We start from the raw sequence: 26,064 nt of genomic DNA, 5'->3' as shown, positions 1-26,064 counted from the left end.
AGCCATGTATCACAAACTACAAAAACGCCCAATAGAAACGCTCGAACAGCTGCATCATGACCTGCAACTGGCCATTGAACTGGAGTTCTCTACACTACCGGTCTACCTCAGCGCCTTATACTCCATAAGGGAAGGCACCAATCAGTGTGCCTATACCGTGATCCGCTCAGTCGTGATGGAGGAGATGTTTCACCTGACCAATGCCGCAAATCTGTTGATCGCCACCGGAGGCAGTCCGGCAATTAACAACCCAGAGTTTCTGCCCACCTTTCCAACTAAACTGCCTGACGGGGAAACCTGGTTTGAAGCAGATCTGCAACCATTCAGTCCAGCAGCACTGCGAAACTTCCTCAAAATTGAAATGCCTGCCGATCTGGCAAAAGCCGATGATATCACCATAGGCGAGTTTTATGTCGGCATTGAAAAAGGCTTAGAAACTCTGCATAACCGCTATGGTCCCGCGCTGTTCCCCGCAGATTGTCATGACAAGCAAATCGCGCATAAGTATTACTATGGTGGCGGCGGAGAGATCACACCGATCACTGATCTGGATTCAGCCAATTTTGCACTCAATGCCATCGTTGCCCAGGGTGAAGGCGTACCAGAAAAACACTGGAACCCAACCCAGCCTTTCCCGCTCGGTGAAACCACTGGCATAGACAGCGGCGACCATCAGCTCTTCATGCAACCCAGAGAGCTGTCTCATTATTATCGCTTTAATGAATTACTGCTGGGTTATCGCTATGTGCAAGGAGATACGCCCGATTCGGGACCAACAGGCCCCGCGATTCCCATTGATTATCGGCAAGTTTATCCGGTTTTGAAAAACCCTCAGCCAGAAAACTATCATGCCTTCGGGGCCATTGCCCGGCTGGATACAGAATTTAACCTGACCCTAAGCCTGCTACTGGATCAACTTCACCTTGCCTTCAATGGCCAGCCTGACATCTTGGTTGCTGCGGTAGGCACCATGTTTGGACTCAAAGAGAAAGCCCAGAATATGATGCGCGTGCCACTGCCTGATGGCAGCGGTCACCACGCAGCCCCCACCTGGCGCTACATCCCCATAGATAAACGCCCTGGAGCATGCTGATATGACCACAAGACGCTTCGATCACATTATCGTGATCATGTTTGAAAACCAGTATCGCGGTTATGTGATGAATAACCCTTACATGCGCAACCTCGCCGCCCAGGGCATTGAGCTGACCAACAGTTTTGGCGTGATGCACCCGTCGCAAACCAATTATATCGCCTCACTCGCGGGTGAGCTGTGCAATGTGACCGACGATGAGGTGCCACCCAGGTTGCCGCAACGCACCCTGGTGGACCTGATAGAAGATTCAGCGCAAAACCTTGACTGGCGTGCCTACATGGAAAGCTATGTGGCAGGGTGGACGCCCTGGAAAGCGAACAACTTCACGCCCGTAAACAGCTATCCGTATGTACTCAAGCACGACCCCTTTTCATCATTTTCCCGCATTCTCGACAGCGAAGCGCGCTGGCAGAAAATTGGCAATGAGGCACAGTTCTACCAGGATTTACTCAACGATAACCTGCCCGAGTTTGCCTGGTTTACACCCAACATGTGGCACGATGGGCATTATTTGCTTGGCACCAAAGACAATGACCTCAAAGGCGAACGCGCGCCCGTGCTGGTGGATCAGCAAGCAGACTGGCTGAAGTCGTTTTTTGCCTCGATTAATTTCCCCGGTCCGGATAGCAAGCTCCCCGATAACACCCTGGTGGTCGTCACCTACGACGAGGCCGATTTTGAGTCGGATTATGACACCAGCCAAAAGTACAAATATTACTACGACGGGCCGAATCAGATTTATACGGTGTTACTGGGCGATACCCTGACACCCTCAAAGCAACACGAAGGGTACAACCATTACTCTTTGTTGCGGACCATTGAAGAGAACTTTTCGCTCGGTACGCTGGGCAAGAACGACCGCCATGCTAACTATTTCCGCTTTTTGTGGGATGAATCGCTGCACTGGCAACGAGCTCAGTCCGTGCCGCACCTGGAACAGATCTGCGATTTGCAAGCCGCCAGCCTGGGTGAGCTACTTTACCTCTTCTATACACGGCATGATCAGCCCGGTCAGTTGTACTGCACCAGTTTTGACGGCCATAATTGGTCATCAGCATTGCGACTTCAGGCAAATTGCAAAGATCAACTTCAGCTCAGTGCGCAGGACAATATACTGGTGCTGGGATACCGTGATTTGGACTTACGTATTACCCTGCACACCCTAACGACCAATCAGGGCTGGCAAACCTTACCTGCTCCCAGCAATGAAAGCATATCAGCCCTGGCATTACAGGTGTTGCCAGATAGCCACGATCTGTTACTGGTGTATCGCGATCAGCAGAGTTGCATGCTAGCACAGCGTTATACCCAGCAAACGTGGCAACCTAAGCCGCAACCACTGGTGTGCAAACCCACAGGCCCATTCACTTTAGCCTCATTGGGCAGCAATACCCTGCTGATATATCGCGAAGGCAATAGTCAGGCGCAGGCCTGTCTGAGCTATAACAGTGCAGAATTTAATGTCACCGATGTGAGTAACAGCACCTATGCCGGACCACAAGACAATGCAGTGAGTCATCAGTGGTCGACCAATGGGTTTGGCATTGGTCATTTCTCCCAGGCCCCCAGCAAACTGACGCCCGATGAGCCAGAGCCACAGGAACACAGTTATCAAAGTGAAGGCAGCCTGGCCGCAGCGACGCTCGATGGCGTGATCCACTTGTTTCACAATGCCCCCAACAGCCAGCAGCTACTGAGCGCCTGCTTTTCTATTCCAGGTGTACTCACCAGTCAGCAGGCTGTCTCCTACGATCCAGCCAAAGCCGATACCACCAGCAACGGCTATGGCACCATGGCCGAAGCAGGCTGGAGTGAGCAACAGATGCTCAACAATGCCCATCGGGATCCAGGCACCCCGCTGTGCGCTACGCGCTATCAGGACCAGCTTTGGTGCTTCTATCTGAGTAGCCATGACCAGCAGCTGCGGGCCCATGTAGCCGCTTACTTATCGACAGATTGTCGCGCCACATAAAGCGCATGCAGAGGCAACGGACAATGACGATCAATTTAAGATGAACCATTAAGTACAGACGAAGGCAGCCAGGGATCCCGCCGCCTTCGAGCAGTCACTGTAGGGATCAAGCCTACGGCACTTTGGAATAACCCATGGGATGCCAGTAGCAATTAATGAGGAAACCATCATGACTGACGTAACGCCCCCTGATCTTTCAAGACCTTTGCTGATCGACCCGGCACAGGAAAACCCGCCAGCGCCGACAACAGAGCTGGGCCCGCTACAACACCTGGTCGGCACCTGGACCAATCAACCTCTGGGTAACTCTGGTATGGGGGGAACGGACAAACCGTTTTCTTACTGCCTGATGCCTCTGCCTCAGGAAGCCAGCTATATCCTGAAAAACTTTGCTTACTATGAAGAATTAACTTTTTCAGCCATTCACGGCACAGCGCCCAACCGCGGTGGCTTAGGCACGCAAGTTGCCAACACCCTGTTTTACGAGCAGCGCGTTTACTTTGCCGATGGCCCGGCAAAAGATCAGCTGGTGCATGCCGAAAATGGCTCACTGCTGTTCCTGACCGATCGAAAACAATTGCTGGGGCCTTATGGCAACGGAGAAAAGCCGGGGATCGGAACTGAAACTGTGCCTAACAGTGTGCCACCGACGCAAAACTATGACTTTATCAAGCAAATGTCGGTACCACATGGTAACTCAATTCTGGCCAGCGGGCATTTCCAGTCAGGTACAGGTGTGCCCACCATTCCGATGCTGAGCAAAAGTGACGTGCTCCCTATGGGTCTGCCCCATGATGTCAGCACCGATCAGTACAGCACCAAAAGTGTTGGTAACCTGAACCCAGACTTTACCCTGAACCCCAATCAGCCACTGAATAATGCACTGGAAGTATCTCCACCGAAGAAATTCATTTTACTGGAAGTGGATACCGCCCACTCGGGCATCCCCGTAACTAATATTGGCTTTGAGCAACAGCATGCCAACGTCAGCCGTTATGCCATCAGCTACTGGCTCGAGTCACTCGATGGCAGTGATAATTTCACTCAGCTTCAGTACTCGCAAAATATTACCATGGAGATCCCTATTCAGGGGCAAACCGTCACCTTCCCGCACATCACTACCAATACCTTAGTCAAAAAGGCCTAAGTACAGCGGGCATAAAAAAACCGGACTGATGTCAGTCCGGTTTTCTCTTTTGCAAGATTTAGATAGGCGAGCCTGGCGGCATCGGCAAGGCTTTAAAGCCTTGCGGCCATTGACCACTTTCCAGATACTGCGCCACTAAGTCTGCCAGATAGGTGTCGAATGCATCGGCCTTGCTGCTGCCACCAAACAAAGAGTCGTCACTGTATTGCTCTACCAGCTGACTCAGGTAGTAACGCAACTGGGCCTGGACTTCCGGTGCCAGCTTATCGCTGCTACCCAGCTCTGCCAGACGATAGGCTGTTAAAAACTGCACACGCTGCGCCAGTTTTGTTGCCATGCCCGACTCCGCTTTCGGCTGAAAAACATGCTGATAAACCGTGTTCAGCAGATCATCGCTATTCAGGTTGGCATGATTACGAGCCCCCTGTTGCGCCAATCGATTTAGCCGCTGCGGGTTCAGCAATAAACTCAGGGTATGCTGAGCCGCCACTTCTGGCAACGCCATCGCATCCAGTGTCAGACCGGTACGCCCTTTGATGCTTTCACGGGTTTTATACTCGCCATAGGCTTTAGGCGGGATCAACGCCAGCACTGATTCCGGGATCATCAGTTGCTCAGGAGATAAGGTATCCAGCAGAGCCGAGAGTGCTGCCTGCTGCTGTGCCTTACCTACCACTTGTGCGCCTTTGGCAGTCTGCGCGCCACGCACTTCATAGTCGTAGTCTACGCCACCGATCAGTTTCACTGCCGATTCCACCTGATAACGGTGGAACAAGTACAACGGCACCAGCTTTTCTTCCAGCTGAGATAAGGCCTCACCGGTTTTGATGTTATTCAGGCCAAAACGGGCCAGCGCTTTACGACGAATATCCAGCACTCGCGTTAATTCAGCTGCCGGGTCACCGCCGTTATCCCACAGGTGGGCAGTCGGATGTGCACCGCCTTTAGGACGGGCATCGGCATCCGAGATAAACTCCAGCCCTTTGCTCTTGTTCTCTGCCAAAATAGCAGCCAGCCCCTGGGATTCATCCACCGCGGTAAAGTCGCTGTAGCCATACTTGATCACCTGGGTATCCCACTCCCCCATGCCTGATGCGTAGCCTTTGCTGATATCCAGCTCACCCTGATCGTTCATGCCCACCAGCGGATGCGGATAATCCATCACGGAGGCACGGTCTTTCACAGACGCCGAAAAGTTATGAGCAATCCCCAGCGTGTGGCCAATTTCGTGGGCACTGAGCTGGCGAATACGGTCCAGCGCCATGGCGTGCAGATGCGCGGTCACTTCATCACCTTTTACAAATGGCGCAGCTAACGCTTCGGCAATCAAGATGTCCTGACGCACGCGCAATGAGCCCAGGGTGACATGGCCTTTAATGATCTCGCCGGTACGCGGATCTATCACCGATGCCCCATATGACCAGCCACGGGTCGCGCGGTGAACCCACTGGATCACGTTGTAACGAATGTCCATGGGATCAGCATTTTCCGGCAGCACTTTGACCTGAAAGGCATTTTTGTAACCCGCCGCTTCAAAAGCCTGATCCCACCAGCGTGCACCATCCAGTAATGCAGTCTTCACCGGCTCGGGCACACCCGGGTCAAGGTAATACACAATCGGCTCGACCGGCTCAGAGACTTTTGCAGTCGGGTCCTTTTTATTTAAGCGATGGCGCGGAATATAACGCACATACATAGACTCGCTCAGCGGTGCCGAGTAGTCCTTGTGCTCAATACTCCAGTAACCTGACTGCGGATGGAATGCGCGGGGCTGATAATTTTCATCCGGCAGCTCAATCAGCGAGTGGTGCTGATGGATCGTCACCGCATAAGGGTTGGCCGTCGCCTGCTTCACATACTCACCAGGCTTGCTGCCCTTAAAGGTCAGGACCGCTTCCAGCTCGGTGTTTTTCATAAAGGCTTTGGAACGTGGCATATAAGTGGCGCTGCGGCTGGCATCCAGGCTGTAACTGCCCTGCTTGCGCGCCGCCAGCGTCCGGGACACACCGTGGACATCCGACAACAGATAAGGGGTGTAATCGATCAAGACACTGTCATCATCTTCGGCGACCACTTTAAAGCCATTTAAAATGCTGGAGGCAAACGCCTCTTTGACGCTTTGCTGCTCCGCCGAATTATCGGCACTGGCACGAAAATAGGTATTCAGTGCGCGCAACATCACCTTGTCACCAAAGCGCTCGAATTGCACCAGGTAAGTACTACCCAGCTGGCCGCGGTCTAACCCTATGTCGTTGGATCCGACGCCATACGGCAGGCTATGCTGAAGTAAGAACGGCTGCGAGAGTTTATCCACATCCAGGTAAATTTTGCCACTGGCAGGGTCGCTATAGAACGCATAAAACCCGGGGAAATGGTTGAGTTTGTCAGTAAATTCATCAATAGACTTAATTGCAGCGTGCGCTTGGGGTATCATAGCCAGCAGCAAAGCCGAGAGCATGTGAGGTGCAAAGCGTGTTTTTCGCATTTTCTTATCTTTGTTGTGTTAGGTTAGATGACTGGTACCTCATTTGTATATTAAATCGTATACAAAATACAGTTATTTAGGACAAAATTCAGCGCTGTTTGTGGCCTGCTCTCTCACTCTATCAGGGCTGCAACATAACCGTTATCAGGACTAAAATTTATGCGTAGACTTCCACCGGTGTTAATTGAAGACGGCTGTTCCCGTGAACTGGTTTCTCTGATCCGAACCATTCTGGCTGCCTGTAAAGAAATCTCTTTCCGCGTAGGTCAGGGCGCGCTGTCAGGCGTGCTGGGCTCAACACTGGATGAAAACATTCAGGGCGAAACTCAGAAGAAACTCGACGTACTGTCTAACCAGCTACTCAAAGACATTCTGCTGGAGTCTGGCTATGTAAAAGCCATTGCCTCAGAAGAAGAAGAAGGCACGGTAGCGGGCAGCCCGGATGCCAAATTTATTGTCGCATTCGACCCGCTGGATGGTTCATCTAATACTGATATCAATTCTCTGGTAGGCACCATCTTCTCTATCATGGAAGCCCCGGAAGATGCCGATCCGGCTGATCCGGCTATCTTTATGCAGCCGGGCCACAAGCAAATAGCCGCAGGCTACGTCCTGTATGGCCCGTGCACCACGCTGGCCCTGACCACAGGTAAAGGCACGCGTATCTTCACGCTAGATAAAACCCACGGCAGCTTCCTGCTGACCGAAGAGTTTGCCAAAGTACCGGCCGACACTCAGGAGTTTGCCATCAACGCGTCAAACCAGCGTCACTGGCAACCGGCCATGCAAAACTACATCAACGACCTGCTGGCAGGCGACACAGGCCCGCGCGGTAAAAACTTCAACATGCGCTGGATTGCTGCCATGGTAGGTGATGTACACCGCGTGCTATGTCGCGGCGGCCTGTTTACTTACCCGGCAGACACTAAAAACCCGGAAAAACCGTACAAACTGCGCCTGATGTACGAAGCCAATCCGATGGCCATGCTGGTAGAGCAAGCCGGCGGTCTGGCCCATACCGGTGAGCAACGCATTCTGGATATCGACCCGGAGCATATCCACCAGCGCGTAGCCGTGATCTTAGGCTCGAAAAACGAAGTCGAAGCGTGTATTGGGTATCATAAATAAGACCCTTATCTAGCTACATACTTTACACGCCATGGTGAGCTCGCCATGGCGTTTTTGTTTCTCCCCTTTTATTTCATCATCACCTGCTCTTGCAGCCTGGAGACTCAATGACACAAGTACACCATTATGGCAGTGCCAAAGAGCTGGACTTTTATATTGAACGTTATCGTTCCTACGTTAGAAGTGCATATTTCGCCAAAAATGCTTTTATCGCGCATAAGACACACCTGGAGTCCATGACTGGCGATAGCTGGGAGTATTCTCAAGCTAAAGACTGGGAGAGTGGATTTAACTTTGCCCTGCATGCCCAGCGTCACCACAACGAAGCACGCTGGTTTTTACGTCAAGCTTACAATTACCGACTAGTGCACTTTAAGCGTCATTTATTCCCGCAACAGAGCCATGAACTGCGTATTGAGGACGTAACAATCAATCGCCCGGGAGAAAGGCTCAGTCATGGTATTCACCCGTCTGACTGGTACGATACCATTATGCTTGCACTGGCTTACAACGAAGGTGAGGCACTAGCCTGGCTGGATAAATTTGACAAGCAGGCAATGGACTACGATGCCAATGCCCGGTTTATACAGCCCTTACAACTGGCTGAGTTTCACATTGTTAAAGCCATTTTAAAACCGCAGTCCCGGGATCTGGTGCAAACCATCCAGGCCTATATGCAAGTTGATGTTTCAGGAGGAGCGGACAAAGATGCATTCTATGCACACAACCACTCATTGCCTAAGATCGACTGCTTGCTCAGTGTTTTCTGCCATGAGGACGAACAAACCTATCTGCAAAAAATGAATGACGCTCTAGATAAGTTTGCAGCAAGCGCAAAAAAAGCAGACCAAGATGACGACCTGTTCCCGGACTTTGCCCTAGCACTACTCGGGCCAGCTCGCCTAGCCTATCGTAATAAAGGCTATCTGATCCCGGATCACCCTTATCTGCCGCAATGGCTGATCACCGAGGATCTCCACGAAATGGCACCCCCACCTCAGCCAGATTCGCTGTAAGCGGGTACCTTGCCACACAAAACAAAAAAGCCATGGCCGCTTGCGCGTACCATGGCGTGTGCTTAATCAAACCATGCTAGCGTGTCGTTACTGACAAGGTGCAATTTCTTTCCATGGGCCCAGTGAGGCCGGGTTGTTACCCTGAGTCCACCACTTCGCTTCATAGGTTTTACCGCCAAATGTCACCTGATCACCGCCGGTGTATACCTGAGTTTCATTCCAGGGGGCAGGGCAAGAATTGCCAGGTTCAAAGGTCACCTGTACGCTGTGTGCAGCAGACAGTGCCGGGAAAGTGTAGCTTGACTGCGCTGTCACGCTCACGCCATCGACTTTCAATGTAGCAACACGATAGCCGCTGTCTGGTACAAAGGTCAGGGTAAAGTCGGTGTTGCCTTTAGCGCTGATCACACCGCTTGCATCCGGCGCTGGTGAAATGCTACCACCCGTGCCTACAACCGTCGCCGTGATATCGTAGAATACCGGTACGTCAATCACTGCATCGACAAAGTTACCCGATACATAATCGAAGTTTGCAGCGCTGAGGCTGTTCACATCGGTGTTTTTCAGTACCAGACGCTTCTGATCACCTTTTGATGCGGTCTCATCCAGCGTGATCACCGTATCAGCACCTTCCTGCGTCAGCACCAACATAGAGAAGGTATAGTTGAACAGTGGCATGCTGATCACGGTTTTTGCCGGGTCAAAGCTGTTCACTGTCAGCGCCATATTCCAGCCCCAGTTCTGGCTGTTCAGCGGCACGATGAAGCCCAGGCGGTCATAACCACCGGTGACGTTATCAAACATCTCAGGCGTCAGATCAGCTACTGTCAGACCGACCAGCTCAACCGAGCTGTAAATACCACCATCTTTAGCCTGTACACCGACGACCAAAGCAGTGTCTGTTTCGTATGCTTTCAGGTGCTTAAAGCCAATCCCAGCGGTACCACGGATCTTATCCAGCTGAGGGTTAAAGCCTGTTACGGTTTGCTTACCTGACCACGCAATTTCATAGATATCCGACTGGGCGATCACCGCTTCGGTATTGACGTTCACAGCCGCAGCCGACACGCCTTCGAGCACCACACGCTGACCAGCGAACGCTAATTCAACACCTGCTGGTACATCTGACACAGACAGGTTACTCAGTGGTGCAGCAGCCTGCCAGTCACGCAAGATGATGCGATCTTCGCCAACAGTGAAGTCACGTACTGTGGTCACTGAGCCGCTTTGCTCATGCAGTTCAATGGTATCTGCACCACCGCCAGGCAGTACTAAGTCGTTACCCCAACCAGCGGAGAGCTTTTCATCGTATTTAGAACCTTCGATAACGTCATCCGCTGGCGTGTCGAAGATGGTATTGTAGCCACCAAACTTGTGTACATATTTGGTGATACAGGTACCCAGTTCATCACAAGTGATCTCATCCTTGGTCAACAGGCGTGCTGTACCCCAGGCACCACGTAAGTGTGCCGCAGCCAGCAGGCCAGACATGGTTGCTTGTACTGTGATGGCGTTACCATTGTCGTCTGTGCCAGGCCAGCTCTTCGCCAGTGCCTGCTCCCAGGTCATGTTGGCATCGGTCAGCAACTGCGTCATCACGCCATAATTGAAACGCATGGCATCACGCATAACCAATTCCTGATTATCCGGGATCAACAGGTCAGCAAACGAATTGACGCCATTCTTACCAACAAAGGTCCCTTCCCAGCGGTTTACATCTGTTGCCTGGATTTGGTTACCGCCCGAGCCGACGATCTCAACCAGGGCTTCTGTTTTACAGCCAATCCAGGTGCTGTCTTCCACAAACACATAGAAACTGTCGTATTCTTTACCATCCACTGTCACCACTTTCGGGCTATAGTAACCGGCATCGATCAGTACCGCTTCACCCAGCTGATAACCCACGAAACCCCAGGCATTCATAGAGTTATACTGCATGGTTTTGAACATCTCAGCACTATACGGAGTTTGTGAGTTATAGATGCCGTCAATGCCCAGCTTAGTGAAGAATTGATTAATGGTGGTATCTTCCGGGATCATGCTGCCTGTTGAGCAGTCACGTACCATACGACCTGGCGCTGACACTTTGGCATACTTGTAAACCGGGTTATTCAGGTTCTCAAGGTAAAAATCTGCCAGAGCAGGGTTAATTCCCGATTCGAAGTTTCTTAAGCTATCCAAAAAGTCCTGTACGCCTGTTCCCGCTGACGCAGAACAACTTAAGATTACGGCTACTGCACATCCTGTCATTTTCAATTTCATTAGGTGTTTCCTCATTATTTTTTTAATCGAAACAAATCCAGCAATATCAACCCGATCAGAGCAACAATTTTAATGAACATCCGCGACCCAACCCTAAGCCGCCTACCAATAAACCCGCATTAATTATCCACACCGGGTTTATATCGCTGAAGCAGTGAGCTAACCTATCTTGCTGAATCTGCAAAACAGGCATTTCTATTTGCTCAACTAATATACAAGCTAGCGTTCACAAAATAATAAGTCAATTGTTTTTACAAAATTTATTGCAATAAAGTTTCATGCGTAGGATCAGACAATAACAGGTGAAATAAGGCAAGCCGGGCAAACTCGCCTTAACCGAGTAGAAGTGTGGGCACATCGCACCTTCCCGGCAAACAGGGCCTGGGTATTGAGTGTATGTCCCCTTATCCGCACACCTGGGCAACCTTCCTTGCCAGGTGATGTGCAGATTGACCAGTTAAAACCGAACTGGCCTAAAGGAAGCGGGCACTTCCCTTATTCTGAGGCCGCACAGTATGGGAGCCATGCGGAAGGTCAGTATTAGAAACGAACGCTGGCACCCACAAAGTAACGCGTACCAAACTCATCAACAGCGTGGACGATATTGCCTGCTGTTGGCTGTCTTAGCACCAGCGCCTCATTGAGCAGGTTAATCGCTTCAAATGACACATCAACGTTGTCCGTGACATGCCACACCACAGAAGCATCAACCTGGTCGTATGCATCGTTCAGGCTATCCAGGCTGCTGCCGTTATACTGGCGTACCCAGTCATCACGGTAGTTGTAAGCCAGGCGCACACTAAACAGGTCATTTTCGTAGTAACCCGACAAGTTGTAGGAGTTTTGTGATACTTCTTCGATGGGCATTTCCTTACCCGTTGAGTCAGTGCGGCTGCTATCGGTGTAGGTGTAGTTTGCCTGTATACCAAAGCCGCTTTCAAACGCATGCTGATACTGTAATTCAATACCACGTACATCGGCTGTACCTACATTACGCGAGCGCGTCACCAGACACCCTTCACCACATCCAGGGTAGAATTCAGCAGCGGTCGTTTGCTCAATATAGTCACTGATGTTCTTCACAAACAAGGTCGCACCTAGCACGGAAGACGGATTAAAGTACCATTCAACACCCATGTCATATTGGTCTGACTTATACGGGTCCAGGTCCGGGCTACCGACGTTTGCTGTTTTAAAGCTCTCTGAAATAATGTCCGCGACTTTCATGTCGTCATAGTCTGGTCGTGATACCGTTGATCCCGCCGCAAATCGGAAGATCATATCTTCGCTCAGATCGATCGCCAGGTTCAGGCTGGGAAGATAATTCGTATAACTTTTATCGACTTCTCCCTTCACCCCATTAATTTCACCTTTGGAGAGAATATCGGTTTCGACTATACGCAAGCCTAAGTTACCTCGGAAGCCTTCTCCTGAGAAGTTGGCTTTGACGTACGCAGCGGCAATGTCCTCTTCAATAGAGAAGGCATCTTTCACTGTGACAGTGCCCGGTGCATTGCTACGCGCATAATCCCACAACCCGCGAGTACCGATTGGAAAACCTGACAAGCTACCCGCACGCCCTTCGGCACTATGCAGGCCCGACACAAAACCACCGTTAAAGTCGCCAAGTGTCAGTCGCTCACCTCCTTCACGGATGGCGTCAACATTCAGATCCTGGTTATTTTCCTGGTATGAAAACACTTGTTCCTGGAACTTAATGCCAGCCTGGATTGAGGTCATCACAGGTGAATCCAGCTCAAAGGTAAAATCGGCCTGAATGTAATCTATTTCATTATCGCGTTGATAATTGATATAGGTATATTCATGGAACAGTTCAAAATTATCATGACTACTCATATAGTCTGGGTTAACCGGAATAAGCTCCAGCGGGCCGCTAACATCGTAAGAAAAACCGGAATTGGCACGCTCACTGATATCGCCCCACCACGTACTTGTCTGGCCAATACGGCCTTCAGCAGTTGACTGACCAATAACAAAGTCGGCGGACCAGGCTTCAGCTTGATAATTTGCAGTAAAGTTAATGACATCCGTTTGCATATCCGGAGTACGCAATACCGTGTTGTTGAAAAGTGGTGCGCGACCCGGGCCTGAGGCTGTGACCGTTGCAGCAGTAACAATCCCTTGCTCATTCACTCTGACCGAATCTCCCTGCAAGGTACCGTAGCCCATGATGGTGAACAAAGCCGAGTTAATGTGGTCGTTTTCCAGTTCAAACAAATTGTAATCCAAGCCTAGTGTCAGCGCATCGCTCGGCGCATACTGAACACTGATCTGGCTGCTGCTGCGCTCTCTGTCCTCATCGAACAGAATAGATGCCGCACAACAAGACGTTTTTCTGAGCACGCCATTACTGTCTTCCAGCTCCGTTGCACCAGGTGGTCCGAATGTGGATAACGTCTCACGATATACTTTCGACTCTTCATTTGAATAGGCAACAAGAATACCAAAGTTCTCCTGCTCGTTTTTCCAACTTGCCAAACCAGAGTAGGCTGGCGACCACTCTTTGGCATTACCATGATAGGCATTTTCTACAGATGCAAACACAGTACCTGAATCCATATCAAGGGGCTTGCGAGTCTTGAGGTTAACCGTACCACCCATCGCGCCTTCGTTAATATCCGATTCAACCGACTTGTAGACATCCATACCGGAGATTTGCTCTGAGGCAAGCATTTCAAAGTTAAAGCTACGGTTCACACCACCCAAATCAAACCAACCAACACTGGCAACGTTCTGACCGTTCAGCAACACCATGCTGTGCTCAGGCGCAGTACCACGCACAGTCACACCACTTACCTCACCAAAGGTTCTGACTACGGTCACCCCTGGAATACGCTGCATCGCATCACCGATATTCTTGTCGGGGAATTTACCTATGTCTTCAGCCGAAATCGAGTCAACAACAGAGTTTGCAAAGCGCTTGGTATTTAGCGCCTCAGTCAGGCTCCGTCTGATCCCTCTGACTTCAATGGTTTCGATTGCCTGATTCGCACCATCCTGTTCCTCTGCCGCAGCACCAAACGACATACCCGACAACGCTGTTGCCACACATACTGCCACGTAACTGGATTTCAGATAGTTATTCAGATACTTGGTTTTTACCTTTGAGCCCTGATTTTTCATGCTCTTCTCCCCTTTGCCTTATCCCAAGCCGTTCATTCCCAGTGAGTCGACTGGCTTGTGTTATTATCAAACTGTCATTTTTTATTAGTAAAATTGATATACTAAGTATTTATTAAATCATTTTGACTAATTGTCAAGCACTTATTATTCCGTTTTACTGATCTTTTTAAAGTTGCTCTGCGATGGCTCGGGCACTCACGGCCCTGCTCGAGTAAGCACAAACATAAGTTGATAGATCAGCATATTGCGATATTTCGTAATCAGAACGCATGGCAACCACAATGACCCTGTCAGGCCATTTTTGTAGCGCCTGTTGGACACGTTGCTGTTGGGCTGCCACGTCAAAGCTTTCTCCTGGCAAGGGGTAATCTTCAGTGATCAGCACTAAGGGTTCAGCCAGAGGTTCAGTAGGGGCCTGTAGCGCCGCCATAAACTGATCATGCTGCCAGAGTCGATATTCCCGCCCACGCTCTGCCAGTGTCTCCAGAATCACATCCCGGGCCGAATTCGGGTCGTTAGGACCTATCCCCCGGCTGTTGACAATGTTGTCGTACCCTTTGGGATCAGCAGCAAACGCCAACGTAAAGGCGCGCCCTTCGAGTGGCCATAGCTGGTCGTCATTGCGTAATACTCGAATGGCCGAATTTGCCGCCTCTCGCGCCAGTTCATTCGCACTTTCCAGTACACTGGCCGATGTTTGTGATGAGGTTGCAAAATGCTGGTACTTAAATGCCAGAACCTGTTGCAAGCGAGCATCAATAACCGATTCACTTAAGCTACCCTGCTTAACCGCAGCGATAACGCCATCAATGGTTTGTGCCTGAATCGCTTTGTAAGGGGTGGTGCTGTTTTCGTAGTGCTCTTCACTGAGCATTACCAGGTTGGCGCCTGCTTGCAATGCCAGGATAGCTGCTTCTTCTGGCGCATAGTTTTTGCGCATGGACCACATATTCATACTGTCGGTGATAATAATGCCGTTAAACCCCAACTGCTGGCGCAAGACCCCCTGCAAAATTGTGGACGATAAGGTCGCCGGATAGTCGGCATCTATTTGCGGGTAGCTGATATGACTGGTCATGATCAGCGGAACACCAGACTCAATCGCCGCCTTAAAAGGCAGCAGATCTTCACGCATCAATTGCTGCAAAGACTTGTCTACTACAGGTAGTGTCTGGTGCGAGTCATTGTGGGTGTCTCCGTGACCCGGAAAATGTTTGGCACAACTCAGACTGCCGCTGCGCTGCACACCACGAACCGCAGCAGCAACATGGCGAGCAACGTGATGGGTCTGCTCGCCAAAGGCGCGCAGTCCAATGATCGGGTTATCCGGATTAGCATTCACATCAGCGCAGGGTGATAGCAGAGTATTGTAGCCAACTTGCTGCATCTGCTCGGCAAACACCTGATACATATCTGCAGTCAGTGCCGTGTTGTCCGCCTTACCCAGGCCCAGGTTACCCGGGCCCAGATCGGTATACTGAGTCAGGATCCCCCAGGAACCTTCCTGATCAACAGCCAACAATAAAGGGGCATCACAGGCTCTCAACGCTGCTTCATGCTGTAACTCATGAGCTAACTGCGCCGCGCTAGTCGGGTTAGCAGCATTATCATCCGTAATGTAAAAGCCGCCGATATGCCGCTCCTTGACCAGCGTCTTTGCGTAGTCACGGTCTTCTCCGGCAAATGCCAGAACAAACAGCTGTCCGACTTTTTCTTCGATAGAAAGTGTGTCGATAAGCTGTGCTACTTTCTTTTCAATATCCATACTGCCCTCGATTTTTTGGCAAAACAAAGCCCTCAGCGCCACGGCGCCGATTTATTATTCGTTCAGATAAGGAAGCGCCTGTCTGGCACCTCGCGGGTGAAACTGATCCGTTTATATGCCAGGCCAGAGCAGGAGGCGGAGCAATACACACCCACCTTTAGCTCGTTGGCCAGGCATGAACCCGGACAGATAGTATGTTAGGCTGCGGACTTAGCGCCCGTGATCAGTCCGACCAGATCTTCTTTGGTCACATCGCTGACCGACACATCTGCCACCGATTGCCCCTGATACAACACCACCGCACGATCACAGGTTTCAACCACATGCTGCATGTTGTGACTGATCAGCAGCACAGCAACCCCCTGAGAGCTGATCACATTGATCAGTTCATTGACCTGCGCACTCTGCTCAACTCCCAGCGCTGCCGTCGGCTCATCCATGATCACAATATCAGCTCCCCAGTTCACCGCACGAGCAATGGCAACAGCCTGACGCTGACCACCAGACAGACGATGGATCTGTTCCTGATAACTGGGGATACGACTGTTCAGTCGGTTCAGGGCTTTCTTCGCACGCTTCTCCATGGCTTTTTTATCCAGCCAACCAAGTCGGCGTAAGATTGGATTCTTATGGCGGATCTCTCGGTTAAGAAACAGGTTTTCTGTGATATCGAACTCCGGCACCATGGCCAGATCCTGAAACACCGTCTCTATTCCCGCTTCACGTGATGCCAAAGGAGAGTCAATATGTACCGGCTGACCATTGACCAGAATGGCCCCTTCATCGGGTGGATGGATCCCAGAGATACAGCGCACCAGAGTTGATTTACCAGCACCATTGTCGCCGAGCAATCCCACAACTTCGCCTTTGTTGATGGTAAAGCTCACGCCTTTAAGCGCATGTACACCACCAAAACGCTTATGTACGTCCCTCACTTCGAGGGCGATTTGATCCAATGCACTTCTAACCATTTTTCAACTCCTTGACACCAATTGCCACAGCCACAATCAAGATGGCACCGCGCGCTATCATTTGTTCGTTTGTGGAAAAACCAGACAAGATCAGACCGTTGTTGATCATGCCCATTAACCAGGACCCCAGAATGGCGCCGATAATACACGCGCGGCCACCAAACAAGCTGGTGCCACCAATCGCAACTGCTGCAATAACGGTCAGCAGATCTGCCTCACCCAGGGTATAACGCGCGCCATGCAGACGTCCCGCATACAAGAGTCCGGCCAGCGCTGCCGCCATAGAGGAAATAACCAGGGCATAAATACGCACCTGAGTCACTTTAATCCCCATGGCCAGAGCCGCTTTAGGGCTTCCTCCCACTGCTAGTAAGTGCTTACCAAAGGCGAGCTTAGTCAGGGCTACATAACCCAGTGCCGCAATTACCAGAGTCCAGATAAATAAGGAAGGAATACCAAACAGTTCACCCGCACCAAAAAAGGCGGTAAAAGTTTGATCTATGATTGGCACAGACTCCAGGTTCGTGAGCTGGCGCGACAAACCGGTGATCACGCCCATAGTGCCCAGGGTGATCAACAAAGATGACACCTGCAAACGCTCAATCAGCAAACCGTTGATCAGGCCGACGATCAAACCGACACTGAGTGCCCCCAGCACGGCCAGAGGAATGCCCACATGTTGTAACAACAAGGCACCAACCAGGGCAGATAGCGCCACCACAGAGCCTATTGATAAGTCAATATGACCTACTGCCAGCGCAAAGGTCAGCCCCACGGCCATCACCGTAATAGGCGCAGTTTGACGCACGATGTTCATAAAGTTGGTCAGGCTAAAAAAGCCTGTATCATGCAGTGCGACTGCAAAAATCAGCATCACCGCAAGGAATATATAGTAGATAAAAAACTCTCGTTTCACAGCCAGCAACTTGAGTTGCTGCATAGGTAGTTGATTAACGCTCATGGTATTCCTTATTGTTTTAACGCTAAATTCAGGAGTCTTGGCAGTGGCGACTGAAATGCGCGCTGCCAGATCTCAGCAATGTTGTCTCGCTTAACGGTGTCAAACGGCACTAAGGTAAAGTGTGGCGCCGGTAAACCCAATGTAGAGGCAGCGCCAAGTCGGGCCATGGTCTGCCCGATGTCGAATGGCCTGTCTGCAATGGTGCCATACACATTGCCATCCATCGCCATATCCAGCAGGTTATTCACTCCCAGATCATGGGTGATCACTTTAATGTCGCGTCGACCTAAAGAACGCAGTGCTTCTACCACCCCTTCCGCGGCGGCATCCCAGGACACATAAATGGCCTCCAGTTCAGGGTGTTGCAGTACCATCGCCGCGGCGACATTACTGGTCTCATGCTCTTTAATGAATCCCCTTTCGATAACCACATTCAACCCGGGGTAAGCTGTTAGTCCCTTGCGGTAGGCATTATCACGATTATTGGTGATAAAATAGCTGGCATCGTGGTAAATCATGCCGATTTTGCCTTTATCTCCCAACGCATTGGCCGTCAGATCAGCCGCCGCTTTGCCCATACCAAACATGTCATCCGTCACGATACCGACGAAGTCTTTGCCTTGCTCAAAACCCGGGATGGGGTTGCTCAGTAATACCAGTTTAGCGCCACGCTCAATGGCTTTGGTATAACTTTGCTTGGTACTAACTCCATCAACACTGAGCGAAAGAATAATATCGGGTTTCAGCGCGGCAATGTTCTCCAGATCGGCCACTTGCTTCGCAGGATCAAACTGGGCGTCAGTCGCAGCCACCACTCTAATGCCTAGTTTTTCAAATTCGGCACGTGCGCCGCGCGATACTGCAGCCACCCACGGACTGGCTCCATGCCAAACAAGCGCGGCAGTCAAATCTTTTGATTTAATTTGCTCACTCTGCTGCTCTGTCAGGTGGATATCACTGGATTTTGCCGCTTTGCTCCAGTCTATACTTTGTGCTGCCCAGCTCATCGACGTTGCACAGAGCGCAGCAGCGGCAAACATCCCGCTAAACCACGTCCGACGGCGGTGGCCATTCATCTGAGTTCCTGTAGACATAGGTAGATCCTGCTGTTGATTATTAAAATTCGCGCTTGCGAACGCCCTAACTGCCATTTTTATACTGGCATTTAGGATCTGTTTTGTTGTATTTATAGTCATATTCAGCCAACAAACCGTTTATGTCAATTAGTTTGACTAATTATTTTTTATTCGGTTTAGCCTCATGATCGAGTAAGATAATCGGCTTAGTTCAGGGAGAATGTGTTGTGTAAGCAGGTACATACGGCACATTGACTGGGGTGATATCATGATAAAACCCCCAAATTAGATTCAAATAGTAAGGCGAACACATTGAAAGGCTCCAACGCAAAACAGAATAAATCGATAAATTTGCGTCTTGTACTCTCTCAGATTGTCACTCAGGGGCCAATCTCCCGTGTTGAGATTGCCCGCAATACCCAGTTGACCAAACAAACCATAACCAACATGGTGGAAGAACTGCTGAGCGTTCAACTTGTTGAAGAAACCGGTATAAAAAAATCAGAAGGTGCGGGTAAGCCTTCAAAAATGCTGATTCTGAATAAAAAGGCGGCATATACGCTGGCAATACGCATCGTTGATCGCGAGCTGGAAGTTGGCCTGTTTTATCTCAACGGTGAACTACTCAACCGACTACACACCCACCTTGATACAGGCGATACCCTGCTCGATAAGGCCAAATATCTGATTGACACCTTATTGACCGTCGCCAACCTGAGCGTTTCTCAGGTGCTTGGCTGCGGCCTATCGGTACAACTGAGCCATCTTAAAGGCGTCGAAATTTTTGCCCACAATCGGGAACTTCAGCAGCAACTGGCCGATACGCTGGGCGTACCCGTGGCACTGGAAACAACGGCATCTGCCTGCGCCAGTTTTCAGATGTTGTTTGGCGAAGCCCGGCTGCTGGACAGCTTTGTCTATGTACATCTGGGTAACCAGGTGGAGTCGGCGGTGGTATACGATCGACGGATCCTGCTCGGTCAGAATGGCCTGACCGGCGCACTGGGTGAGCTGTTTGTGACCCCTGAAACAGATGATGACACCGCTGAACTGGGTCGGCTGAACGACTTTGCCTCGTTAAGTGCCCTAAAAAACAGCCTCGGACGCCCAGGTTGCAGTACCGAAGAGCTGCATCACCAACTACAGGAACACCCGGTGATAGAGCGCTGGCTCGAACAGGCTGCGGAGCCGATGCGAATAGCAATCCACAGCATTGAGTCCCTGCTGAATACCCAAACCATCATTTTGGGCGGTGACATCAATGACTGGCTGCTTGATAAGCTCACATCTGAATTACGCCCGTTCATTCCGTCCATTGCGCAGTTTGGCGAACGCCAGGTGGTGCGACTGGTCAAAACCCCGGACGTCGCCAACATTGCCCTCAAGGGCATTGCTACCTTGCCGTTGCACAGTGCACTCAGCGCTAAAAACATGCAGACCTTGTACTTTCCAGCTCTCAACCAGCCCAGTGAACTTCAGGAGCTGGTCTACTAGATTAGTAAAGTGTTATGTGGGGCAAGTGGCAACAGGCAGACTTGCGTCTTGCCCCCATTCACTCCAGGACCCGTCATAAACAGATAAAGGGTAAAACCCACACTCATCCGCAATCATGGCCAAAATGCAGGCCGTGACCCCGGAGCCACAGCTAAATTGTAAGGCCTGGTTAATAACCCCGGCTTCCGTTAATAAAGCCCGTAACTGCGCTTTCGGTTTAATTAACCCACTGTCATCCAGCACGCTCGCATAATGGACATTCGCACTGCCCGGAATATGGCCACTGCGTATCCCCACGCGGGGTTCTCGTTCCTGGCCGCTAAACCGCGCCGGGCTGCGTGCATCCAGTAATAATACTTCAGGGCTATCTATCGCTTCTAACACGTCATGCTTATCAATGAAGTAACCTCTTTGAGGATCGGCGACGAAATCTCCGGGTTCACTGCTATGCCCATAGTCAGTAGCAACAGGTAAGCCCAGTTCAAGCCACTTGACTAAGCCCCCGTCCAGCACATAAACCTGCTCAAACCCCATAGCCTTAAACATCCACCAGGCCCGGGCAGCACTGAATAAAGCAAAATTGTCGTAAACAACCACAGTATCCTGCTGGTTAATTCCCAATGCCCTGACGCCACGCTGAAATTGCGCTGCGCTGCACATTGTATTGGGACATGCGCCAGTGACATCACTAAAGGCGTGGCTGATATCAAAACGTTTTGCCCCCGCAATGATCCCCGATGGCACATAATTTCCTTTTGTTCCTGGTTTGAGCATGCCGCAATCAAGCACAGTGACGCGACTGAGGTTTTTCAGTAACCAGTGACAACTTTTAGTGTTTTTCATTTTTTAACTTTTGTATAAATTTGTAGGACAAGGATGATTTTGTTCATTCGCTTTGGGTATACTAGTTTGGATCAGTGCCCATAACAAGAAAACCCATGTCCAAGAAAGCCATCGAGCCTAATAACATCAATGGTCCCATTTTAGTGATACTTCCTCGCTTTATTGGCGACGCTATCAACTCATTACCTGCGATCGAGCTGCTCAATAACTTGTATCCAGGAAAAAAGGTGTGCTTACTTATTCGCCCCTACATGCGCGACGTGTTGGAAAGGGCTGAAGGATATGACTTTGAGTTGATAGAAGATGCTCGCTATCATCCAAATGAGCGTATCGGTTTATATCGCTTCGCCAAAACACTGAAAGCCTCTCAATTCTCCATGGCGGTACTGTTACGTGGTTCATTCATAGAAGCAGTATTGGCAAAACTGGCAGGGATCCGTTATGTGGTTGGCTATGCTCAGAATGGCCGCAAACCTTTACTTTCTCATCCGCTTAAACTCAATGAATGTCATCATTATATCTTTCGCTATTGTCGTCTGGTAAATGACGCACATGGGAAACCACTGCAGAGTTTCTCTTTACCGCGACTTAGAGCAAACAAAGCTCAACTGACACACCCGGAGCCTCATGCAACCGCAGTTTATATTGGCGGCAAGAACAAGGCCACGCGTCACTACCCGGTGCATCTTGCAGCAAACGCGTTGACGAAAATTGTTGCTCAGACTCAGACACATTTGTATTTACTGGGCGATAGCAGCGAACACCATGACGCTGAAGAGTTGAGGCAACAGCTTGCTAGAAAAAATATTGAAGCAACTAATCTCGCCGGTACAACCTCATTAGGCGAGCTAGTCGATACAATCTCAGCCATGGATGCAATGATTACTATAGATTCAGGACCAATGCATATTGCATCCGCATGCAATATACCGACGCTGGCATTAGTTGGTCTGGGCACTTCTCCTTTTTCACTGGTCGCCCCTCTAACGACCCATTGTCAAGTTATTACCAGTCACTCAACAAGCCTTAATGAAGCTGAGATTATTTGCGCAATAGAGCCAGAATACCTTGCCGAACGATACCTGGATCTGTTCAAATAAGCAGGTGACACTTTAATGACATCGTCCTGAGTAATTTCGTAGTAAACACAATGATGCAACCTCCTATTTTTATTATCAATATGGATGGCTGTGAAGACAGATGGCAAACAACCTATACTCGCTTACAAGAAGTAGGGCTGGATGCTAGCCGTTTTTCTGCCACCAACGGCAAGCAGCTGCCTGAATCAGAAGTAGCAACCTGGTATGACCAAGAAGCTAATTTGCAACGCTATCACAGACACCTGACACCAGGTGAAATTGGCTGCTACATTAGCCACTATCGTATCTATGAAAAAGTAGTCAACGAAAACCTGCCTTATGCGCTCGTACTTGAAGATGATCTGCATATTGAAGACAGCCTGGCACCATTGTTGGCTCTCATTCCAGACCTGAAAGGCTGGGATATGATCAAATTATCCGATAATCGCGCCAACCCTTTTATTGATACGCGAGCGCTCAATGAACAATTTACCCTAGGTAACTACAAGAAAGTACCAAACGGCACTCAAGGCTATCTTATCAGCCTGGCTGGCGCTAAGAAATTACTCAACCGCAAGCCTTTTTATCGACCTGTGGATGTCGACCTGCAATTTCACGGTGAAATCGGACTACGCGTAGTCGGTATCAAACCGTATCCCGTCTCAGAAGATATTAGCTTCGAAAGTGAGATTGCCATCCTGAACAAAGGACAACATTCCGGCAGAAGCACCTTTACTCGGAACGCAAAACACCGGATCAGATTATTTTTGCAAAGACAATTTCGCTCAGCGACATTGAAGGATATTCTCTGATATCCGCTGCGTAACGACCTGCTTTAGCATCTAGTCACGCCTCTCCCATTAGGCTAGTCCCCTCATTAGGATACTGGCGCTAAGTTTATAGACTTTGCAAACTTAGTTACAGCATCCTACTTTGGCTACCCACTGAACATGTGTCGCAAATCCAACTGCGATACGGATATAAATACGACTATGAACTGGCGGAGTGTGATAACTTATTTGCACTTCGTTATCTGAACTATTTTAGCCCTATGTCATTCTAATGAACGCTAAACTGGGATGTTCAGTTACAACATTGCCAAAATGAGCATTTTCATATCTAATGACAACCTTGTGCAAAGCACAGGTACAATACAGCAGCATTCACATCAATATCAGGGGAAAACACTTGAAAAAAGCAATATTTACATTGGCCATAGGTAATAACCCTATGTATCGTGCTGCACTTAAAACCTTCGAAATATATGCTAAAAAGGTAGGTGCTGATCTCATCATTTCAGACTCATTGCGCTACCCCATCAAAATAGATAACCCACGATATAACGCCAGCCCGGCCTGGACTGAGAAGTTAAGAATTGGCGCGCTCCTTGAGGAATATGACAGAGTGCTATACGTTGATGCCGACGTGTTGATCACGCCTCATGCAAGGGATGTGTTTGAACTTTACCCTGATACGAGTAAAGCGTACTGGTTTAACGAAGGGGTAAAACAAGAGCGAGCGCCTGATATTGAGATGATCCAACAGGAACTCGGCAAGGTTAACTGGCCACAGCAAGACAATCGCCCTGTCTACTACAATGCCGGAATCATTCTTACTTCAAAACAGTGCGAACTTTTCAAAAAAACTGAATTGAATGACTTACAAAAAATCTGTAACAAGATCACTCACTATGACCAAAGCTATTTTAACTACACTTTGCATAGACATAACATTGCTCATGAAACACTCGACAGGTCATTTAATCGTATGGATATGTTCGGTCATGATGACTACCTTGAAGCTGATTTTATTCACTACGCAGGTAAAGGCTACGCAAAAAATAACCGCCGTCGGGATGTACAGTTTATCCGGGACTTCGCTCAGTTCTACAAGGGAATCGTAGATGACGCAGAAATAGCGACACTAAAGGCACACGCCTGGACTCTTTACCTGGAAAAGATCCACAAGAAGTACCCACTTCCAAACTTCATTTTAACTCAACTGTGTCAATGGTATGTACCCAGATAATTGGAAGCAAGGCATTTTTATTGCCACTCCCGGTCATAGTGATTAAGCAATTTGGCTCTGATACTTGCGCGTTTTATTTAGTGACGAAAGCATGACTTAGACAGAGCGGACTATGTGGGGTCACTGAGAAAAGTAACTTCACAGTAAAAACAGTGCTGTTGGCGAAAAAGTATAGAGTATCATGCTATAGAGCCACGGTGCCGGCATGTTCACTCTGTTTATGATGTGAGTATATTGATAAAAGGGCAGTAGCGGATCACTAAGTCACAGAGAATACAACAACGCCAGAAAAAATAATGAATATAGGTAGGGCAAGAATGAGTACGGGCAATACGCCCATACTCATTACTTTAAACTCTTGTCGTTACTTACAAGAGCCCGATGTTACTCGAATAGAGGAAGCTTCATCGTTAAAGTTGTATGCGCGCAATGTCGGCGCGTTTTTACCAACCTTTTTACTCGCACCTCTGAAGTGATGATCTCTGTACAGTGTAACACATGAGTTAATGCCAACTTTTATAGAAGAAACCACATCATTTGCATGCCACTCTTTGTGCCAGTATGTAGCATCGTGTCCCTTGTCCAAATCACGAATGAAAGAATTTGGTGGTAATGAGAAATGTCCGCCACGTGTATTGTAATCACCATGGTTGTAGAAGTGAGTCATGATAGCACTTTCACAACGGTGGCTCTTAAATACCTGAATTGACGTGGTTTCATCATTAAAACGGTAGTCAACCAAGTCTGCATACTCTCCGCCAGAAAAGTATTTCGCAGTTGAGCTGTAACCTGCATTCTTATACAGAACAACACAAGTACCGTGATCTACTTTTAAGGATGAGACACTGTCATTCGCGAAGATACGACGCTTATTCAGCTCATCAATCATTTCCCCATCGCCAATGTAACTTGACTTACCTTTAAAGTAACCGTGCTCATAAATTGTTGCGCCTGCGGTCGCACCAAAAGACAGAGTCGCCAACAAAGCTGCCAATGAATATTTCATTCCATGTTTCCTTTATTACTACAAATTGGGGGCGCAATTCTAGAGAACGTGTACCCATATTGCAACATCAATATGATTATTTTTATATTAAATAAAAAAACCAAAAAATGTATTTTTATGGATTGAAATTAAAAAAAGGTAAAAATCATCGGATTTTATATCTATATTTTTATCATTTCACTGCGTAATGGTGCCAACTTTGAGAGGATTTGGTTTTGCGTAGTATGGGCTATTCCGGCTTCGGTCATGGCATTGATCAACAGCTCAACCACACGGTTAAAATCAGCTTCGGTGATCTTCATTCCGGTATGGATCTGGACCATAGAATCGCCCTGATACTCACAGGGCCCATCAAGGGTATCGCATAAGTGAGTGATAAAACCCTGGCGGAAATGGCTCACATTAGCTTTGGCAAAATAAGGCAGAATGGCTTTATCACGCCCTATCTGCTGAATGAACAAATCGACCAGGCGCTCCAACCCTGCTTGACCACCAATCTGCTGATATAAGCTTGGTGTGGTACTGGACTGACATCCTCCCATGGAAAGACCGGTCAGTAGTATTATCAAACTACACAGTGCGTTGCGAGCA

19 protein-coding genes are annotated in these 26,064 nt (G+C 49.3%); 9 read left to right on the top strand and 10 right to left on the bottom strand.

What is annotated here, in order from left to right:
* Positions 1–4: 4 nt before the first annotated feature.
* The 3 genes from CWC22_RS02445 (at position 5) to CWC22_RS02435 (ending at position 4,215) form a co-directional block, all read left to right on the top strand.
* A complete protein-coding gene (locus CWC22_RS02445; protein ID WP_138536737.1) occupies positions 5–1,093 on the top strand; it encodes a ferritin-like domain-containing protein in 1,089 nt (362 codons plus the stop codon).
* A 1-nt stretch (position 1,094) separates the two neighbouring features.
* Positions 1,095–3,068 (top strand): alkaline phosphatase family protein, encoded by a 1,974-nt coding sequence (locus CWC22_RS02440; RefSeq protein WP_138536735.1) that lies wholly within the window; start codon positions 1,095–1,097, stop codon positions 3,066–3,068.
* 169 nt (positions 3,069–3,237) lie between these two features.
* Positions 3,238–4,215 (top strand): heme-binding protein, encoded by a 978-nt coding sequence (locus CWC22_RS02435; RefSeq protein ID WP_138536733.1) that lies wholly within the window; start codon positions 3,238–3,240, stop codon positions 4,213–4,215.
* A gap of 58 nt (positions 4,216–4,273) precedes the next feature.
* On the opposite strand, the gene CWC22_RS02430 is transcribed toward CWC22_RS02435, so the two are convergent.
* Positions 4,274–6,700, bottom strand: coding sequence for a zinc-dependent metalloprotease (locus tag CWC22_RS02430; protein ID WP_138536731.1), 2,427 nt, complete (start codon positions 6,698–6,700; stop codon positions 4,274–4,276).
* A 159-nt stretch (positions 6,701–6,859) separates the two neighbouring features.
* Here CWC22_RS02430 and CWC22_RS02425 point away from each other — a divergent pair, with 159 nt between their 5' ends.
* Entirely contained in the window at positions 6,860–7,828 is a 969-nt protein-coding gene (locus CWC22_RS02425; protein ID WP_125558429.1) for a class 1 fructose-bisphosphatase, read from the top strand.
* Between the two features lie 107 nt (positions 7,829–7,935).
* Positions 7,936–8,844, top strand: a complete 909-nt coding sequence (locus CWC22_RS02420; RefSeq protein WP_138536729.1) for an immunity 49 family protein — start codon at positions 7,936–7,938, stop codon at positions 8,842–8,844.
* 87 nt (positions 8,845–8,931) lie between these two features.
* Here CWC22_RS02420 and CWC22_RS02415 read toward each other — a convergent pair whose 3' ends face one another.
* The 6 genes from CWC22_RS02415 to CWC22_RS02390 form a co-directional block, all read right to left on the bottom strand.
* Positions 8,932–11,106, bottom strand: a complete 2,175-nt coding sequence (locus CWC22_RS02415; protein WP_138536727.1) for a carbohydrate-binding protein — start codon at positions 11,104–11,106, stop codon at positions 8,932–8,934.
* 540 nt (positions 11,107–11,646) lie between these two features.
* A complete protein-coding gene (locus CWC22_RS02410) occupies positions 11,647–14,250 on the bottom strand; it encodes a TonB-dependent receptor (RefSeq protein WP_138536725.1) in 2,604 nt (867 codons plus the stop codon).
* Between the two features lie 166 nt (positions 14,251–14,416).
* Positions 14,417–16,015 (bottom strand): glycoside hydrolase family 3 protein, encoded by a 1,599-nt coding sequence (locus CWC22_RS02405; RefSeq protein ID WP_138536723.1) that lies wholly within the window; start codon positions 16,013–16,015, stop codon positions 14,417–14,419.
* A gap of 197 nt (positions 16,016–16,212) precedes the next feature.
* Positions 16,213–16,986 carry an ATP-binding cassette domain-containing protein gene (locus CWC22_RS02400; RefSeq protein ID WP_010383357.1) on the bottom strand — a complete coding sequence of 258 codons (774 nt, stop codon included), beginning with the start codon at positions 16,984–16,986 and terminating at the stop codon, positions 16,213–16,215.
* A complete protein-coding gene (locus tag CWC22_RS02395) occupies positions 16,979–17,947 on the bottom strand; it encodes an ABC transporter permease (protein ID WP_138536721.1) in 969 nt (322 codons plus the stop codon). Before CWC22_RS02395 ends, CWC22_RS02400 begins: the two co-directional genes overlap by 8 nt.
* Positions 17,948–17,955: 8 nt before the next feature.
* Positions 17,956–19,041, bottom strand: a complete 1,086-nt coding sequence (locus CWC22_RS02390; protein WP_230090615.1) for a substrate-binding domain-containing protein — start codon at positions 19,039–19,041, stop codon at positions 17,956–17,958.
* A 294-nt stretch (positions 19,042–19,335) separates the two neighbouring features.
* Here CWC22_RS02390 and CWC22_RS02385 point away from each other — a divergent pair, with 294 nt between their 5' ends.
* Positions 19,336–20,517, top strand: coding sequence for an ROK family transcriptional regulator (locus CWC22_RS02385; protein ID WP_138536719.1), 1,182 nt, complete (start codon positions 19,336–19,338; stop codon positions 20,515–20,517).
* A gap of 12 nt (positions 20,518–20,529) precedes the next feature.
* On the opposite strand, the gene CWC22_RS02380 is transcribed toward CWC22_RS02385, so the two are convergent.
* Positions 20,530–21,360: a sulfurtransferase gene (locus tag CWC22_RS02380; RefSeq protein ID WP_138536717.1), complete on the bottom strand. Its 831-nt coding sequence runs from the start codon at positions 21,358–21,360 to the stop codon at positions 20,530–20,532.
* Between the two features lie 95 nt (positions 21,361–21,455).
* On the opposite strand from CWC22_RS02380, the gene CWC22_RS02375 reads away from it, so the two are divergent.
* From CWC22_RS02375 to CWC22_RS02365, 3 genes are all read left to right on the top strand, one after another.
* Entirely contained in the window at positions 21,456–22,460 is a 1,005-nt protein-coding gene (locus CWC22_RS02375) for a glycosyltransferase family 9 protein (RefSeq protein WP_138536715.1), read from the top strand.
* A 50-nt stretch (positions 22,461–22,510) separates the two neighbouring features.
* Positions 22,511–23,251, top strand: coding sequence for a glycosyltransferase family 25 protein (locus tag CWC22_RS02370; protein WP_230090614.1), 741 nt, complete (start codon positions 22,511–22,513; stop codon positions 23,249–23,251).
* Between the two features lie 376 nt (positions 23,252–23,627).
* Entirely contained in the window at positions 23,628–24,467 is an 840-nt protein-coding gene (locus tag CWC22_RS02365) for a glycosyltransferase (protein ID WP_171044997.1), read from the top strand.
* A gap of 364 nt (positions 24,468–24,831) precedes the next feature.
* Here CWC22_RS02365 and CWC22_RS02360 read toward each other — a convergent pair whose 3' ends face one another.
* Both CWC22_RS02360 and CWC22_RS02355 read right to left on the bottom strand, forming a co-directional pair.
* The gene (locus tag CWC22_RS02360; RefSeq protein WP_138536711.1) at positions 24,832–25,473 is read right to left on the bottom strand and encodes a beta/gamma crystallin-related protein; all 642 of its coding nucleotides are present in this window, start codon (positions 25,471–25,473) and stop codon (positions 24,832–24,834) included.
* Between the two features lie 161 nt (positions 25,474–25,634).
* A complete protein-coding gene (locus tag CWC22_RS02355) occupies positions 25,635–26,015 on the bottom strand; it encodes a group I truncated hemoglobin (protein ID WP_138536832.1) in 381 nt (126 codons plus the stop codon).
* Between the last annotated feature and the right edge of the window lie 49 nt (positions 26,016–26,064).

It is taken from the genome of Pseudoalteromonas rubra, assembly GCF_005886805.2.
GTDB classification, from domain to species: domain Bacteria; phylum Pseudomonadota; class Gammaproteobacteria; order Enterobacterales; family Alteromonadaceae; genus Pseudoalteromonas; species Pseudoalteromonas rubra_D.
This window is presented reverse-complemented; position numbering and strand designations above follow the sequence as displayed.

Bases quoted from the DNA above. Each gene is read 5' to 3' on its own strand.
- CWC22_RS02410 (WP_138536725.1), bottom strand. From the start codon at position 14,250: ATGAAAAATCAGGGCTCAAAGGTAAAAACCAAGTATCTGAATAACTAT.
- CWC22_RS02430 (WP_138536731.1), bottom strand. From the start codon at position 6,700: ATGCGAAAAACACGCTTTGCACCTCACATGCTCTCGGCTTTGCTGCTG.
- CWC22_RS02360 (WP_138536711.1), bottom strand. From the start codon at position 25,473: ATGAAATATTCATTGGCAGCTTTGTTGGCGACTCTGTCTTTTGGTGCG.
- CWC22_RS02400 (WP_010383357.1), bottom strand. From the start codon at position 16,986: ATGGTTAGAAGTGCATTGGATCAAATCGCCCTCGAAGTGAGGGACGTA.
- CWC22_RS02375 (WP_138536715.1), top strand. From the start codon at position 21,456: ATGTCCAAGAAAGCCATCGAGCCTAATAACATCAATGGTCCCATTTTA.
- CWC22_RS02440 (WP_138536735.1), top strand. From the start codon at position 1,095: ATGACCACAAGACGCTTCGATCACATTATCGTGATCATGTTTGAAAAC.
- CWC22_RS02415 (WP_138536727.1), bottom strand. From the start codon at position 11,106: ATGAAATTGAAAATGACAGGATGTGCAGTAGCCGTAATCTTAAGTTGT.
- CWC22_RS02425 (WP_125558429.1), top strand. From the start codon at position 6,860: ATGCGTAGACTTCCACCGGTGTTAATTGAAGACGGCTGTTCCCGTGAA.
- CWC22_RS02355 (WP_138536832.1), bottom strand. From the start codon at position 26,015: ATGGGAGGATGTCAGTCCAGTACCACACCAAGCTTATATCAGCAGATT.
- CWC22_RS02370 (WP_230090614.1), top strand. From the start codon at position 22,511: ATGATGCAACCTCCTATTTTTATTATCAATATGGATGGCTGTGAAGAC.
- CWC22_RS02405 (WP_138536723.1), bottom strand. From the start codon at position 16,015: ATGGATATTGAAAAGAAAGTAGCACAGCTTATCGACACACTTTCTATC.
- CWC22_RS02380 (WP_138536717.1), bottom strand. From the start codon at position 21,360: ATGAAAAACACTAAAAGTTGTCACTGGTTACTGAAAAACCTCAGTCGC.
- CWC22_RS02445 (WP_138536737.1), top strand. From the start codon at position 5: ATGTATCACAAACTACAAAAACGCCCAATAGAAACGCTCGAACAGCTG.
- CWC22_RS02395 (WP_138536721.1), bottom strand. From the start codon at position 17,947: ATGAGCGTTAATCAACTACCTATGCAGCAACTCAAGTTGCTGGCTGTG.
- CWC22_RS02390 (WP_230090615.1), bottom strand. From the start codon at position 19,041: ATGTCTACAGGAACTCAGATGAATGGCCACCGCCGTCGGACGTGGTTT.
- CWC22_RS02420 (WP_138536729.1), top strand. From the start codon at position 7,936: ATGACACAAGTACACCATTATGGCAGTGCCAAAGAGCTGGACTTTTAT.
- CWC22_RS02435 (WP_138536733.1), top strand. From the start codon at position 3,238: ATGACTGACGTAACGCCCCCTGATCTTTCAAGACCTTTGCTGATCGAC.